The sequence below is a fragment of the Aureimonas glaciei genome (assembly GCF_014643375.1).
Classification (GTDB): domain Bacteria; phylum Pseudomonadota; class Alphaproteobacteria; order Rhizobiales; family Rhizobiaceae; genus Plantimonas; species Plantimonas glaciei.
On the sequence record NZ_BMJJ01000001.1, the window covers coordinates 451613 to 465820 of the forward strand.

10 protein-coding genes and 1 riboswitch are annotated in these 14208 nt (G+C 68.5%); of the genes, 2 read left to right on the plus strand and 8 right to left on the minus strand.

The window, feature by feature from the left end:
* Nucleotides 1-746 precede the first annotated feature (746 nt).
* From cobO to IEX88_RS02120, 6 genes are all read right to left on the minus strand, one after another.
* Nucleotides 747-1385: a cob(I)yrinic acid a,c-diamide adenosyltransferase gene (gene cobO / locus IEX88_RS02095; RefSeq protein WP_188848894.1), complete on the minus strand. Its 639-nt coding sequence runs from the start codon at nucleotides 1383-1385 to the stop codon at nucleotides 747-749.
* On the minus strand, nucleotides 1385-5458 hold the full coding sequence (cobN, locus tag IEX88_RS02100) for a cobaltochelatase subunit CobN (protein ID WP_188848895.1): 4074 nt from the start codon (nucleotides 5456-5458) through the stop codon (nucleotides 1385-1387). The genes cobO and cobN overlap by 1 nt, the downstream gene beginning before the upstream one ends.
* A complete protein-coding gene (gene cobW / locus IEX88_RS02105; RefSeq protein ID WP_188848896.1) occupies nucleotides 5458-6537 on the minus strand; it encodes a cobalamin biosynthesis protein CobW in 1080 nt (359 codons plus the stop codon). The genes cobN and cobW overlap by 1 nt, the downstream gene beginning before the upstream one ends.
* A gap of 2 nt (nucleotides 6538-6539) precedes the next feature.
* A complete protein-coding gene (cobU, locus tag IEX88_RS02110) occupies nucleotides 6540-7076 on the minus strand; it encodes a bifunctional adenosylcobinamide kinase/adenosylcobinamide-phosphate guanylyltransferase (protein WP_188848897.1) in 537 nt (178 codons plus the stop codon).
* Nucleotides 7073-7852 carry a CbtA family protein gene (locus tag IEX88_RS02115; protein WP_188848898.1) on the minus strand — a complete coding sequence of 260 codons (780 nt, stop codon included), beginning with the start codon at nucleotides 7850-7852 and terminating at the stop codon, nucleotides 7073-7075. The genes cobU and IEX88_RS02115 overlap by 4 nt, the downstream gene beginning before the upstream one ends.
* Nucleotides 7853-8036: 184 nt before the next feature.
* Complete coding sequence (locus IEX88_RS02120) at nucleotides 8037-8213, minus strand: CbtB domain-containing protein (RefSeq protein ID WP_188848899.1); 177 nt, start codon at nucleotides 8211-8213, stop codon at nucleotides 8037-8039.
* Nucleotides 8214-8244: 31 nt separating this feature from the next.
* Nucleotides 8245-8492, minus strand: a riboswitch (cobalamin riboswitch).
* A 124-nt stretch (nucleotides 8493-8616) separates the two neighbouring features.
* Between IEX88_RS02120 and IEX88_RS02125 the strand changes: the two genes are divergently transcribed.
* Nucleotides 8617-9465, plus strand: a complete 849-nt coding sequence (locus tag IEX88_RS02125) for an SDR family NAD(P)-dependent oxidoreductase (RefSeq protein ID WP_188848900.1) — start codon at nucleotides 8617-8619, stop codon at nucleotides 9463-9465.
* On the opposite strand, the gene IEX88_RS02130 is transcribed toward IEX88_RS02125, so the two are convergent.
* The gene (locus IEX88_RS02130) at nucleotides 9443-10948 is read right to left on the minus strand and encodes a cobyric acid synthase (RefSeq protein WP_188848901.1); all 1506 of its coding nucleotides are present in this window, start codon (nucleotides 10946-10948) and stop codon (nucleotides 9443-9445) included. The two genes, IEX88_RS02125 and IEX88_RS02130, sit on opposite strands and share 23 nt — an antisense overlap.
* 2 nt (nucleotides 10949-10950) lie before the next feature.
* Nucleotides 10951-11694, minus strand: coding sequence for a TSUP family transporter (locus IEX88_RS02135; protein WP_188848902.1), 744 nt, complete (start codon nucleotides 11692-11694; stop codon nucleotides 10951-10953).
* Nucleotides 11695-12449: 755 nt separating this feature from the next.
* On the opposite strand from IEX88_RS02135, the gene IEX88_RS02140 reads away from it, so the two are divergent.
* Nucleotides 12450-13754: a sirohydrochlorin chelatase gene (locus tag IEX88_RS02140; protein WP_188848903.1), complete on the plus strand. Its 1305-nt coding sequence runs from the start codon at nucleotides 12450-12452 to the stop codon at nucleotides 13752-13754.
* Nucleotides 13755-14208 lie beyond the last annotated feature (454 nt).

Sequence of the window (14208 nt, forward strand, 5' to 3'; positions counted from 1 at the left end):
CGCAGGGAGGGTCAGCCGCCGGTGGCCGGAAGGGACGCGACGCCGGGGGTGCACCTGGGACAAGTGTCTCCGCCGCTGCGCTCTCTTTTCGGGCACCCAGACAACAGCTTCGTCATCCCGGGCTTGACCCGGGATCCACTCCAAACCGTTGAGCGAGGAGGGCCGATGCTGCCGTCCTTAACCGATCTGGCCGAAATGAGCGCTTCGGCATGGATCCCCGGGGGCCAGGGTCCCGAGGATGACGATGATCTGGCGAGGCATCCCGCGTCCGTCGGTGCCGCCTGGAACCGCCGCATTCTCATGAGGCTCGTCCTTCGCGGCCGCAGGCCGGGAACCCATGCCGGGGCGCTGTCACTGCCAAACCGGTGCAGGACGGGACGGTCCACCGCCCTCGATCGCTTTAGGCGATTTGGAATGGATCCCGGGTCAAGCCCGGGATGACGAATCGGAATGGACGGTACCTTAGCGTTCGGCAAGGGTTGTGCGTCGCGCTCGGCAGCCAGTGACCCTTCCTGCCAGCCTCTCAGCTTCGTCATCCCGGGCTTGACCCGGGATCCATTCCAAACCGTTGAAGGATGGACGACCCTTGCTGTCGTCCTGAACCGATTGGGCCGGAATGGGCGCCTCGGCATGGATCCCGGCTCAAGGCCGGGATGACGAGTTTCTGAGGGTGGGCCAGGCCCTGACCTCAGAGGCGGAGCCTTGTCGCCGGCAGCGGGGCCGCCCGCGCCAGGGCCGCGCCGCCCCTAGAACTCGATCCCGCGCTGCGCCTTCACGCCGGAGCGGAAGGGGTGCTTGATGGCTTCCATCTCGGTGACGAGGTCGGCAAATTCGATGAGCTCGTCCTTGGCGTTGCGGCCGGTGATGACGACGTGCTTCATCGCCGGCTTCTGCTTCAGCACCGCGATGATGTCGGCGACGTCGAGATAGTCGTAGCGCAGGACGATGTTGAGCTCGTCGAGGAGGACGAGGTCATGCTCCTCGTCCAGGATCAGCGCCGTGGCGCGCTCCCAGGCGGCCTTGGCGGCGGCGATGTCGCGCTGGCGGTCCTGCGTCTCCCAGGTAAAGCCGTCGCCCATCGCCGACATCGACACCTGCTCGGGAAAGTGTTCGAGGATCTTTCGCTCGCCGGTCTCCCACTTGCCCTTCACGAACTGCACGACGCCGACCTTCATGCCGTTGCCGAGCGCCCGGAAGACGAGGCCGAAGGCGGCGGTCGACTTGCCCTTGCCCTTGCCGGTGTGGACGATGACGAGACCCTTCACCTCGGTCTTGGTGGCGAGGATCTTGTCGCGGGCGGCCTTCTTCTTCTTCATCTTGTCGGCGTGGCGGGCGTCGAGCTCGGCCTCGGTGAGGCCGGTCAGAGCGGCGGATTTTTCGGCCATCAGGAGGGTGTCCTTTCCAGAGCGACGTCGAGGGCGATCCTCGCCGAATTCGAGCGCGGCGACCACAGGCCGCGCGCCACCGCCTCGGCGAGCTTGTCCTGCATCTCGGCGAAGGCAGCGGGATTGTTGTCGAGCATGAAGTCACGCACCGCCTCGTCGGCGACAAAGGCCTGGTAGACCGCGTCGAAATGGTGGTCGCGCACCGCGCCCGTGGTGGCGGCGAAGGCGAAGAGATAGTCGACTGTCGCCGCGATCTCGAAGCCGCCCTTGTAGCCGTGGCGCATGACGCCGGCGATCCATTTCGGGTTGACGACGCGGGCCCGCACGACCCGGCCGATCTCCTCCTCCAGCGTGCGGATCACCGGCCGCTCGGGGCGCGAATGGTCGTTGTGGTAGACCGCGGGCCTTGCGCCCGAGACGTGCTCGACCGCCGCCGTCATGCCGCCCTCGAACTGGTAGTAGTCGTCGGAATCCAGGAGATCGTGCTCGCGGTTGTCCTGATTCTGCACCACCGCCTCGACGCCCGAAAGCCGCATCTCGAACGTTTTCCGCTCGGCTTCTCCCTCGGCGTCGGCACCATAGGCATAGGAGCCCCAGACGAGAAAGGCCTCGGCAAGGTCGGCGCGCTCGGCCCAGCCCTTTTCATCCATCAGCGCCTGCAGTCCCGCGCCATAGGCGCCGGGCTTCGAGCCAAAAATGCGGAAGCCCGCGCGCCGTTCGGCCTCTGCCGGGCTCGTGCCCGCGGCGACGAGGCCGGCGGCCTCATTGCGCATGCGCGCCGCGATCGGGTTGTCGCCTTCGTCCTCCTCCAGCGCGCCGACGGCACGGACGGCGCGGTCGAACAAAGCGATCTGGTCGGGAAAGGCATCGCGGAAGAAGCCGGAAATGCGCAAGGTGACGTCGACCCGCGGGCGGCCGAGGACGGCCTGGGACAAGATCTCGAATCCGGTGACGCGGGCCATGTCCCAGCGGGGTTTGACGCCGATCAGCGCGAGGGCCTGCGCGATGTCGTCGCCGCCGGTGCGCATGTTGGCGGTGCCCCAGGCGGTGAGGCCGACCGCGCGTGGCCAGTCGCCGTGGTCCTGCAGGTGCCGCAGCACGAGAAGCTCGGCCGACTTCTGACCGAGCGTCCAGGCGGCGGGCGTCGGCACCGAGCGCGTGTCGACGGAAAAGAAGTTGCGCCCCGTCGGCAGCACCTCCGGCCGCCCGCGCGTCGGCGCGCCGGAAGGGCCGGGCGCGACGAAGCGGCCGTCGAGACCCGCGAGGAGGCCAGCGAGTTCCGCTCGCCCGCAGGCGGTGACGGACGGGCGCAGCCGCGCATCGATCTCGGCCAGCACCGGTTCTGTGGACAACCAGTGGATATCCCTGGGGATCGCCCCCGAAACGAGCCCTGCGGCGAGCAGCTCTAGCCGCTCTACAGTGTCGCCGGTGCTGCGCCAGGGATCAGGGGACAGGCTGTGGAGAAGCTGTGGGCGCGGGCCGGTCCAGGGGGCAGCCATGGCGCAGTCGAGGGGGTCGAAATGAGCGACCGTCGCGCTCCCCTCTCCCGTCCGCTCGCTCCCGCTCGCAGACACCCTCTCCCCGGAGGGGCGAGGAATGCCGTCTGTTTCTGCGCCGTCTGAAGGTTGGCGCGATTCTTCTCCCCTCGGGGGAGAAGGTGCCCGAAGGGCGGATGAGGGGACTGCCGTTTCAGGAAAACTCGCCAGCCCCAAATCCGCCGCCAGCGCCCGGTGCAGCGAGGCATCGCCCGGCGCCATCCCGCGCGGCAGGCGGGCCAGCGCCACGACGAGATCGGTCAGCAACCGCCCCTCGGGCGCGACACCAAAGACGTGCAACCCGTCACGGATCTGCATTTCCTTGAGGTCGCAGAGATAGGCGTCGAGTTTTTCCAGCGCCGTGTCTTCGGCCTCATCAGGCGAAATCCCGGCATCGGCGTCGAGGCCGATGTCGGCCATGAGGTCGAGAATCTGCCGGGTCAGCAGCGCCACGCGGCGCGGATCGCTGCCCGCCGCCTGGTAGTATTCGTCGACCAGCGCCTCGAGGTCGCGCAGCGGGCCGTAGCTCTCGGCGCGGGTCAGCGGCGGCGTCAGGTGGTCGATGATGACGGCGCTCGCCCGGCGTTTGGCCTGGCTGCCTTCGCCGGGATCGTTGACGATGAAGGGGTAGAGATGCGGCACCGGGCCGAGCACGGCCTCGGGAAAACACGCCTCCGACAGCGCCACCGCCTTGCCCGGCAGCCATTCGAGATTGCCGTGCTTGCCCATGTGGATCACCGCCTGCATGCGAAATTCCCGGCGCAGGAAGGTGTAGAGGGCGAGATAGTTGTGCGGCGGCACGAGGTCGGGGGAGTGGTAGGTCTCCTTCGGGTCGATGTTGTAGCCGCGCGCCGGCTGCACGCCGACGACGAGGTGTCCGAAGCGCATGAGCGGCAGAGCGAAGCCAAAAGCGGGATCGACGAAGGGATCGGCTTCGGGCGCGCCCCAGCGGTCGGTCACGGCGGCCTGCACCGCCGCGGGCAGGGTGGCGAAGAAGGCGCGGTAGCTCTCCAGCGAGAGTGTCTCGCGGATCTCGCGCGCGATTACGCCGGCATTTGTCGGCCCGGCCATCAGCTCTTCGATCAGCGCGTTGCCGGTCGCAGGAATGCTGTCGACGCGGTAGCCGGCGGCCGCCATCGCGCGCATCACCTCGATCGTGCCGGCCGGGGTGTCCAGGCCGACGCCGTTGCCGAGGCGGCCGTCGCGGTTGGGATAGTTGGCGAGCAGCAGCGCCACGCGGCGCTCTTCCGGGGGTGTTGCGCGGAGCGATGCCCAGGCGGCGGCGAGCTCGGCCACGAACCGCACCCGGTCCGGCACGGCGCGGTGCGCGACGATGTCGATCTCGCAACGCGCATCCCATTCGCCCGCCGCCTTGAAGGCGATGGCGCGCGACAGCACGCGCCCGTCCACCTCCGGCAGCGCAACCTGCATCGCGAGGTCGCGGCCGGAGAGGCCCTGGCTCGAGATCTCCCAGGCCTCCCGCCGTCCGCTCGACAGGATCGCCTGCAGCACCACCGCGCCGTGCTCTTCCAGCACCGTCGGCTGGCGGGCGCCGGTCGGCGAGGACACGGCAAAACCGGTGAGGTTGATCACCACCGCCGGCTGGCGGCGGGCAAAGACCGCGCGCACGGTCTCGATCGAAACGGGGTCTTTCAGGCTGGAGACGTAGACGGGGAGGGCGTCGAGGCCGGCTTTCGCCAGCGCGTCGCAGAGCGCTTCGATGGGCTCGGTCTGGCCGCTCTGGACGAGGGCGCGGTAGAAGAGGACGGCGGCGAGGGGGCGCGGGGTGGGGTTTTCGGAAGCGTCTGTCCCCTCTCCCGTCCGCTCGCTATCGCTCGCGTCCACCCTCTCCCCCAAGGGGCGAGGAATGGCGCCTTGTTCTGCGCCGTTCGAAAGCGGGGTGCCATCTGCCGGAGCTGCCTTCTTCTCCCCTTGGGGGAGAAGGTCGCGGCAGCGGGATGAGGGGACTGCCGTTCGACCATCCGGACGCGACGACGGGGTGAACACCCCCGCCTTCAACAACGGCTGTGCCTCCGCCGGCCACTCCCCCGCCCCGATCACCGCCGCGCAACCGTCCAGAAATTTTCCGGCGTTCTCCGCCCCGCCTTCAACGAGACAGCGCCAGAGAAACGCCCGCGCTTCCCCGCCGATCGTCGAGAACCGGTCGAGGCTCGGATCGGGCCGGTCGTCGCCGGGCAAAGCGCAGATCTGGACGCCCCGCGTCTGCGCCAGCTGCAGCAGCGCCTCCAAGCCGTAGTTCCAGTAGGCCGCGCCGCCGAGCAGGCGAACGACGACGAGCTTGGCATTGGCCAGCGTCTTCTCGGCATAAAGATCGACCGACATCGGATGGGCGAGCTGCAGGACGTTGGCAAGCCGTAGGCTGGGCGCGCCCTCGCTCTGCCGCCCCCGCGCCGCTGCGAGGCCGGCGAGCTCGGTGTCGGCGGCGGAGAGGAAGACGATGTCGCCCGGCGATTGGCCGATGTCGATCGCTTCGCCCGCCTCCGCGACCGTTTCGCGCTGGGCGACGAGGAGATGCATCAGGCCGCCGCCGTCTCCGCGGCGAGGGTCAGCGCGGCGATCTCCCGGCCGATCGCCGTCTCGTCGAGGCCATCATGCAGCCCGATGACGACGAGCCGCGTCGCCCGGGTCTCGCTCTCGCGCCAGGGCCGGTCGAAATAGGTCTCGACGCGCCCGCCGACGGCCTGGACGACGAGCCGCATCGGCTTACCCGGCACGGCCGCGAATCCCTTGAGGCGCAGGATGTCGTGCCGGCCGATCAGCGCCTTCAGCCCTTCGGCGAAGGCGGCGGGGTCGGCAATGGCGCCGGCTTCGGCGACAAAGCTCTCGAAATCGTCGTGATCGTGCATCTCGCCGCCCTCATGCTCGATCTCGTGATGCGAGCGCCTGGAGGCGATGGTGTCCTCGGTGGCCGAGCCGAGGCCGAGCAGCACGTCGGCGGGCAGCTTGCCGTTCGAGGCGACGATCGCCTTCACCGGCCGGTCGCCGGCCGCCTGGGCCACGGCGGCGCGAACGGCTTCCATGGCATCGGCGTCGACGAGGTCGGCCTTGTTGAGGATCACAAGGTCGGCGGCGCGGATTTGGTCCTCGAACAGCTCTTCCAGCGGATTGTCGTGGTCGAGGCTCTCGTCTTCGGCGCGCTGCGCAGCGATGCTCTCCTCGTCATCGGCAAAGCGCCCGGCGGCGACGGCCGAGGCGTCGATCACGGTGATGACGCCGTCAACGGTGACGCGCGCCTTCACCTCCGGCCAGTTGAAGGCGGCGACCAGCGGCTGCGGCAGAGCGAGGCCCGAGGTCTCGATGACGATGTGGTCGAGCTTGCCGGGCCGGGCGAGGAGTTTGGCCATGGCCGGCAGAAAGTCGTCGGCGACCGTGCAGCAGATGCAGCCATTGGTGAGCTCGACGACGTCGTCCTCGCTGCAGGTCTCGATGCCGCAGCCCTTGAGCAGATCGCCGTCGACGCCGAGATCGCCGAACTCGTTGATGATGAGGGCGATGCGGCGGCCGCCGGCGTTTTCCAGGAGGTTGCGGATCAGCGTCGTCTTGCCGGCGCCGAGGAAGCCGGTGATGACGGTGGCGGGAATCTTGGAAGCGATCATGTCTATCCCTTGAGGATGAGCGGCAGGCCGGCGGCGACGAAGGTCACGCGCATGGCGACGGCGGCGATGGACTGGTGGAGTCGGCCGGCATGGTCGCGAAACTCCCGCGCCATGGCATTGTCCGGCACGATGCCGAGGCCGACTTCATTGGAAACGAGAACCACGGGGCAGGGCAGCGGCTGGGAAAGTAGGGTGGCGAGGGCCTCCGACTCCGCAGGAATGTCGGCTCCGGCTAGCATCAGATTGGTGACCCAGAGCGTCAGGCAGTCGACGAGGATGGCGCCATCCGGCTGCGCATGCGCGGTGATCGCTTCGCCGAGGGCGAGCGGGGCATCGACGGTGGTCCACAGGCCGCTTCTGCGGTCGCGGTGCTCGCCGATCCGCCGGCGCATCTCGTCGTCATGCGCCTCGGCGGTGGCGATATAGAAGGCCGGACGGCCGGAGGCCTCGATCAGCCCTTCGGCAAACCGGCTCTTGCCCGAGCGCGCGCCGCCGAGGACGAGCGTCGCGCCAGAGGCGAGGGGGGCGGCGAGGCTCATGCGAGGCCCGGCCCGGCGACGGCGCCCCGGCGCATCCGGTCGAAGGCGTGGCCGGAAAGCTGGCCGAGCAGGACCCAGAAGGCGGCCGCCGTCACCAGCGAGGCCACCGCGAACTCGGCGGCGAGCGTCGGGGGCACCGGGCTCGCGAGATCGGCCGGATGCGGCGCGCCGACGATGTGCGGCAGCACCAGGGCGACGACGCCCAGCGCCTTCAGCCAGGGCTCGCGGCGCAGGATCACGGCATAGGCGGCGAAGGCCGTGAGCAGGACGGTAGCGATCCACCAGACCTGCCTTGCGCCGAGATCGGCGGCGGGCATGGCCGGCAGTTCCGGCGGCAGGCCGAGGGCCGGAGCGAGATGGATCACGGCAAAGCCCAGAAGGCCGAAGACCGCGCCGTTCGCCGCCGTCACCGGCCGGTCGAGGACGAGGCTGGCGGCGGCCAGAATAAGCGCGAAACCCGCCCCAGTGATCAGATTGGCGAGCACGGTGCCGAGAAGCCGGCTTTCGACGAGCGGCCCGCCGCCGGTGGCCTCGCCGTCCGCAGGCGCGTGGGTGTGGACGAGAATCACCTTTGCCTCGTCTGGGGCCAGGGGCGCGGCTTCCGCCGGCGTCACGAGGCTGAGGCCGGCGGCATGGTCGTGCGCCGGGGCACCGCCGTCCTCGAAGGATTCGGCGTGCAGGATGAGGGGGATCACCCGGGCATATTGCACCGGCGTGATGAGAAGGCCGGCGAAGAGTCCGGCGGCTAGGGCGGCAAGAAAAACGCGAACGATCATGGGACACCTTCATGGCTCCCGCGCGCCGCCCCGCCTCAGGCGGACGAGCAGCAGCGGCCGGCACCAGCCGGCGGGGAGCGATTGATTTCACTAGGCGATGACCGGCGCGCCGTGCAGACGCGACGCCATGCCCAAGGCCTGCAACACTCAGCCGCTCACCGCTTGGGCGGGCGGCGTTCAAGCGTCAGTGGCAGGGAAATCCGAAGGCGTGGCGCATGTCGTGGGCGGTGTCGTGCAGCGTCTGCGCGCTGGCAAAGCCCGCGCCCCAGACGAAGAAGGCGCCGAGCACTAGGGCGAACAGGCCGGCGCCGAGACGCGCGGTGGCGGGTGTCGCGACGGGCGCGAGGGTGGAAACGTTCATGGACTCAACCTCCGTGAAGACTGCGGAATCACAGCCTTTTCAAGGGATGGCAGGTCTCCTGGCTCACGGGTCATCGGTCTTTTCCTGCCTTCCCAAGGCCGCAAGGCCTCAGTGGCGTTTCCTCTTCCGGCGCTTGCCGGGAAAAGGTGGAAAGACCTCGCCGCTCTACAGTCGCGGGGTCGGCTGCGATACGGATCCCCTGTTTGGGTCGGTCCTTCGCATTCCCTCTTAGCCCGAGGCGCAACGTGTGCCCTCGTGACCATCCGGCGCCAAGGATAGACGGGTGCAGCTTTCTGTCAATCGAAATGCCGGCCCTGCGACGGCCGCAGCCAAGCCTTCCCTTGCGTTCGACTTCGCCGGCTGCCTGTCTATTTCAAGCCATGACACTCCTGTGAGGCCCATCATGACCCATCCCCTGCTCGTTCCCGGCCATACTGCCTTCATCACCGGCGGCGCCGCCGGCATCGGCCTGGCCGTTGCCGCGCGCCTCGTCGCCCTCGGCCTGAAAGTCTGCATCGTCGACCGCGACGAGGAAAAGCTCGCTTCGGCCGCTGGCACCCTGCGGGGCATCGCGGGCGCTTCGGAAGACGCGGTGGTGGCCGTCGCCGTCGACGTTTCCGACCGCGAGGCGATGGAGGCGGTCGCCGAGATGATCTTCGAGCGCTGGGGCACGATCCACGTCCTGATGAACAATGCCGGCATCCAGCCCGGCAGCGGCATTCTCGGCCCCCGCGAGGCTTGGGACGCGGTGCTCCAGGTCAATCTCGGCGGCGTCATCAACGGCGTGCAGGTCTTCGTGCCCCGGATGATCGCGCGCGGCGAGGGCGGCCTCGTCATCAACACCGGCTCCAAGCAGGGCATCACCACGCCGCCGGGCGATCCCGCCTACAATGTCGCCAAGGCCGGCGTGAAGGTGCTGACCGAGGCCCTGCAGCACGAACTGCGCAACATGGAAGGCGGCCGCCTCTCGGCGCATCTCCTCATTCCCGGCTTCGTCTTCACCGGCCTCACCGCGCTCGACCGGACGGAAAAGCCCGATGGCGCCTGGACGCCCGACGAGACCGCCGACTTCATGCTGGAGAAGCTGGAGGCCGGCGACTTCTACATCCTCTGCCCCGATGGCGAGGTGACGCGAGAAATGGACGAAAAGCGCATCGCCTGGGCCGCCGGCGACATCGTCGAGAATCGCCCGCCGCTGTCGCGCTGGCACACGGACTGGGCGGAGAAGTTCAAGGCGTGGGCGGCGAAGTAGCGCGAGCCGTCGCCAGCAGCCTCTCCACGTCCACCACCTTCTCCAGATCCTCGGCGATACGGTCGAGGGCGGCCTCGATTTCCCGGCGGTCGTCGCGCAGGGCGCTCTGGTGTCCGAGTCGAGCCAGAAAGCTGCGGCGGAAGGCATTCGCGGCGAAGAAGCCGTGCAGATAGGTGCCGAGCACTTTTCCATCGGCGCTGGTCGCGCCGGAGGGCACGCCGTCGACGAGGACGACGGGCCGGGCACAATCCGACCCCGTGGTCTCGCCGAGATGGATCTCGTAGCCCTCGAGCGCCTCGCCGGTCGGGGCGGTTGCCGCGACGGTGCGCAGCACCTTTTCCGGCGCCATCACCGTCTCGACGTCGAGGAGGCCGAGACCTTCCGCCTCGCGCGCGCCGCCTTCGATCCCGAGCGGGTCGCTGACGCGCCGCCCGAGCATCTGGTAGCCGCCGCAGAGGCCGACGACATGGCCGCCGCGCCCGACATGGCGCCGGAGATCGGCGTCCCAGGCATTGCTGCGAAAACCTTCCAGATCGGCGATGGTCGACTTCGAGCCGGGAATGACGACCAGCGCAGCGTCGTCCGGCAGGCGGTCTCCCGGCCTGACGAAGACGACGTCGAGGCCGGGCTCAGCCCGGAGCGGATCGAGGTCGTCGAAATTGGCGATTCGGCCGAGTATCGGCACGGCGACGACGAGCCGCCCGCCCTTGCCGGCAAACCCGGCCTGCGGCCGGGCGAGGCGCTCCAGCGCGACGGAATCCTCCGCCGGCAGGCGCGCGGCGGCCTGGAGAAAGGGAATGACGCCGAGCGAGGGCCAGCCGGTGAAGCGGGTCACGGCGGCGAGCCCGTCGTCAAACAGCGAGACGTCGCCGCGGAACTTGTTGATGAGAAAGCCCGCGATCATCGCCCGGTCCTCTTCCGACAGGACGGCATGGGTGCCGACGAGCGAGGCGATGACGCCGCCGCGGTCGATGTCGCCGACGAGGATCACCGGCACGCTTGCCGCCGTGGCAAATCCCATGTTCGCGATGTCGCCGGCCCGGAGGTTGATCTCGGCGGGCGAGCCCGCGCCTTCGACGATGACGAGGTCGGCGCCTTCGCCGACGAGGGCAAAGCTTTCCAGCACCTTGGCCAGCAGTTGCGGCTTCAGCCGCTGGTAGTCGCGCCCCCGGGCCTCGCCGACGACGCGTCCCTGGACGACGATCTGGCTGCCGGTCTCCGACTGCGGTTTCAGCAGCACCGGGTTCATGTGCACGGTCGGCCCGACGCCGCAGGCGAGCGCCTGCAGCCATTGCCCCCGGCCGATCTCGCCCATGGCCGCGCTGCCGGGAATCGCGGCGACAGCGGCGTTGTTCGACATGTTCTGCGGCTTGAACGGCCGGACGACGAGGCCGCGCCGCGCGAACAGGCGGCAGAGGCCGGCGACGAGCACGGTCTTGCCGACGTCCGAGCCCGTACCCTGGAGCATGATCGCCGCCGTCATCGTCAGCTCAGCAGCAGCTTGGCGGCGAGTGCGAGGCACACGACGACGAGGAGCGGGCGGATCAGTTTTGCGCCGAAACGCATGGCGAACATCGCGCCGAGGCGCGCACCGGCGAACTGCGCGGCGCCCATGGCAAGGCCCAGCTTCCAGACGATCGCGCCGGAAAAGGCAAAGACGACGAAACCGCCGACATTCGAGGCGAAGTTGAGAAGTTTCGTGTGCGCCGTCGCCTTGAGAATGCCGTAGCCGGCGAGCGTGACGAAGGCGAGCATGAAGAAGGAGCCGGTGCCGGGCCCGAACAGCCCGTCATAGCCGCCGATCAGCGGTACCAGGAAGAAGGCGAAGACCATGGGCGAGATCCGGCGTTCGGCATCCCGGTCGGACAGGCCGGGCTTCAGCGCGAAATAGAGCGCGATGGCGATGAGCAGGAAGGGCAGGAGGGTCTCGAGAACCTCCGTCGGCAGCACCATCGCGCCCATCGCGCCCAGCACCGCGCCGGCGAAGGACAGGAGCGCCGTCGGCGCCAGCTTTTTGAGGTCGACATGCCCCTTGGCGGCATAGCTGATCGACGCCGAGCCCGAGCCGAACAGCGACTGCAGCTTGTTCGTGCCCAGCGCCGCCAGCGGATCGACGCCGCCGATGAGCAGCGCCGGAATGGTGATCAGCCCGCCGCCGCCGGCAATGGCGTCGACGAAACCGGCGGCGAAGGCCGCGAGCACGAGAAGGGCGAAGGTGGAGGCGAGCATTGCGGGCTTTCGGGGGCGGTCTGAGATTCGGGGTGCGTGATGCGTCTTGATGGACGCCCGGCTGCACCTTTCCCTCTTGCACCGTCCTCTGCGATTAGTCATCCCGGGCTTGACCCGGGACCCATTCCAAATCGCCGAACGCGATCGAGGGCGGCGGACCTTCCGTCCTGACCCGATTTGGCAGTGACAGCGCCTCGGCATGGGTTCCGGGTCAAGCCCGGAATGACTAGTCTGAGGGGGTGGCACGAAGCGTCACTGCCTGCCGAGCGGGAAGCATTGCCTGCCGAGCGCGAAGCACCGTTCTTGCCGAGCGCAAGGCACAATCCTTTGCGAGCGCAAGCCACAATCCTTTCAGATTAGTCATCCCGGACTTGATCCGGGACCCATTCCAAATCGCTGAACGCGGTCGAGGACGGTGGACCTTCCCAATCCTGACCCGATTTGGCAGTGACAGCGCCTCGGCATGGGTTCCGGGTCAAGCCCGGAATGACTAAACACTAAGGTTTGCGCCTTGCTACTGGCAGGTTTGTCCCGGCCCCCCGCGCATCCTTACTGCCACATCCTCAGGCACTCCCATTTGACCAAATCGCCGCCGTGCTGTTTACCTCGCCCGAACTGACGGTGCCCGCCCCAGCGGGCTGAAAGCGATTCCGGTGCGGCCGACCCAAGAGGGGGCCAAGACGGTGCTGTCGGAACGGCACGCCCTGGGCTTTCGTCCTGGCGTCTCCTCCGGCGTGCGACAAACGGAGGACGACATGCAGGCTCTGATGATGTGCGGCCATGGCAGCCGCGATGCCGGCGCGATGGAAGAATTCTCCGGCCTCGCCGCCAAGATGCGCGTCCGCCTGCCGGACTGGGCGATCGAATACGGCTATCTCGAATTTGCCAAGCCGATCATCCGCGAGGGCCTCGACGCCTTGCGCGCGCGCGGCGCGAAGCACGTTCTGGCGTTGCCGGGCATGCTGTTTGCCGCCGGCCACGCCAAGAACGACATCCCGTCCGTCCTCAACACCTATGCTGCGGCCAATGGTCTCGACATTACCTATGGGCGCGAGCTCGGCATCGATCCGAAAATGATCCGCGCCGCCGGGGCGCGCATCCGCGAGGCGCTGCGCACCACTGGCTGGCGCGACGGCGAGCCGCTGCACGACACGATGCTTGTCGTCGTCGGCCGTGGCGCCTCGGACCCCGACGCCAATTCCAACGTCTCCAAGGTCATGCGCATGCTCTGGGAAGGCCTCGGCTTCGGCTGGGGCGAGACGGCCTATTCCGGCGTCACCTTCCCGCTCGTCGAGCCCGGCCTCGAGCATGCGGCCAAGCTCGGCTACAAGAAGATCGTCGTCTTTCCCTATTTCCTCTTCACCGGCGTGCTGGTGCGGCGGATCTACGACCAGACCGATGCGGTCGCCGCCCGCCATCCCGAGATCGCCTTCCTCAAGGCCTCCTATCTCGGCGCCCACGATCTCGTCGTCGAAACGTTTGTCGACCGCCTGACCGAGATTCTCGAGGGCACGAACAACATGAACTGCCAGATGTGCAAGTACCGCGAGCAGGTGCTGGGCTTCGAGGCGGAAGTCGGCCTGCCGCAGGAAAGCCATCACCACCATGTCGAGGGCGTCGGCTCCTCGGCCGACTGCACGCTCTGCGACAAGGTCTGCACCGGCGCCTGCCGGGCGGTGAAGGCGGCGCCGACAAAGCCCGTCCGCGCGCGGCAGGCACCCGAGGCCGCAAGCCCGGTGGCCGCGGCGCACGGTCGCGATCACGGGCATTCCCACGATCATGATCATGCGCATCCCCACGACCATGGCCGCGATCACTCGCACGACCATGGCCACGATCACGACCACAAACACGGACATGACCACGCTCACGCCGGCGAACATGACGGGCACACCCATCATGGGCACGCGCATGGCGACCATGCCGCTGCGGGCCATGCCCATTCCCACGGTCCCGACGGCCACGGGCACGCCCATGGCGACCACGTCCACCACCCCTATCCGCATGCCGATCACCCGCTCGGCCCCCAATCGATGGTCCCAGCGACGGTGAAGCCATGAGCCTGTTCGAACGCTATGCCATGGTCGAGTGGTCGGCCTCCAATTCGCCCGTCTCCGGCAAGGATTCGATCTGGATCGGCTGCGCGCAGCGCGACGGCGAGACCATCACCCTGCTCGAAAGCGTCAATCCGCGCACCCGCGACGAGGCGATGCACATCCTCGAGGGCCTGATCCGGGCCTCGATCGAGGAGGGCAAGCGGCTGCTCATCGGCTTCGACTTTCCCTTTGGCTACCCCCGCGGCGCGGCCGCGGCGATCGGCGGCCGGGCGGACTGGCAGGCGCTGTGGTCGGCGATATCAGCCATGGTCCGCGACCGGCCGGACAATGCCTCCAACCGATTCGAGGTCGGCGGCAAGCTGAACCGCGAGGTCCTGGCCGACGCGCCGATGTTCTGGGGTCGCCCGCCGCATCTCGTCATCTCGGGCCTCTCCGACAAGAAGCCGGAGCCGTATCC

Coding starts and splice junctions, on each gene's coding strand:
- cobO (WP_188848894.1), bottom strand. CDS start 1,385: ATGGCCGAAAAATCCGCCGCTCTGACCGGCCTCACCGAGGCCGAGCTC.
- cobN (WP_188848895.1), bottom strand. CDS start 5,458: ATGCATCTCCTCGTCGCCCAGCGCGAAACGGTCGCGGAGGCGGGCGAA.
- cobW (WP_188848896.1), bottom strand. CDS start 6,537: ATGATCGCTTCCAAGATTCCCGCCACCGTCATCACCGGCTTCCTCGGC.
- cobU (WP_188848897.1), bottom strand. CDS start 7,076: ATGAGCCTCGCCGCCCCCCTCGCCTCTGGCGCGACGCTCGTCCTCGGC.
- IEX88_RS02115 (WP_188848898.1), bottom strand. CDS start 7,852: ATGATCGTTCGCGTTTTTCTTGCCGCCCTAGCCGCCGGACTCTTCGCC.
- IEX88_RS02120 (WP_188848899.1), bottom strand. CDS start 8,213: ATGAACGTTTCCACCCTCGCGCCCGTCGCGACACCCGCCACCGCGCGT.
- IEX88_RS02125 (WP_188848900.1), top strand. CDS start 8,617: ATGACCCATCCCCTGCTCGTTCCCGGCCATACTGCCTTCATCACCGGC.
- IEX88_RS02130 (WP_188848901.1), bottom strand. CDS start 10,948: ATGACGGCGGCGATCATGCTCCAGGGTACGGGCTCGGACGTCGGCAAG.
- IEX88_RS02135 (WP_188848902.1), bottom strand. CDS start 11,694: ATGCTCGCCTCCACCTTCGCCCTTCTCGTGCTCGCGGCCTTCGCCGCC.
- IEX88_RS02140 (WP_188848903.1), top strand. CDS start 12,450: ATGCAGGCTCTGATGATGTGCGGCCATGGCAGCCGCGATGCCGGCGCG.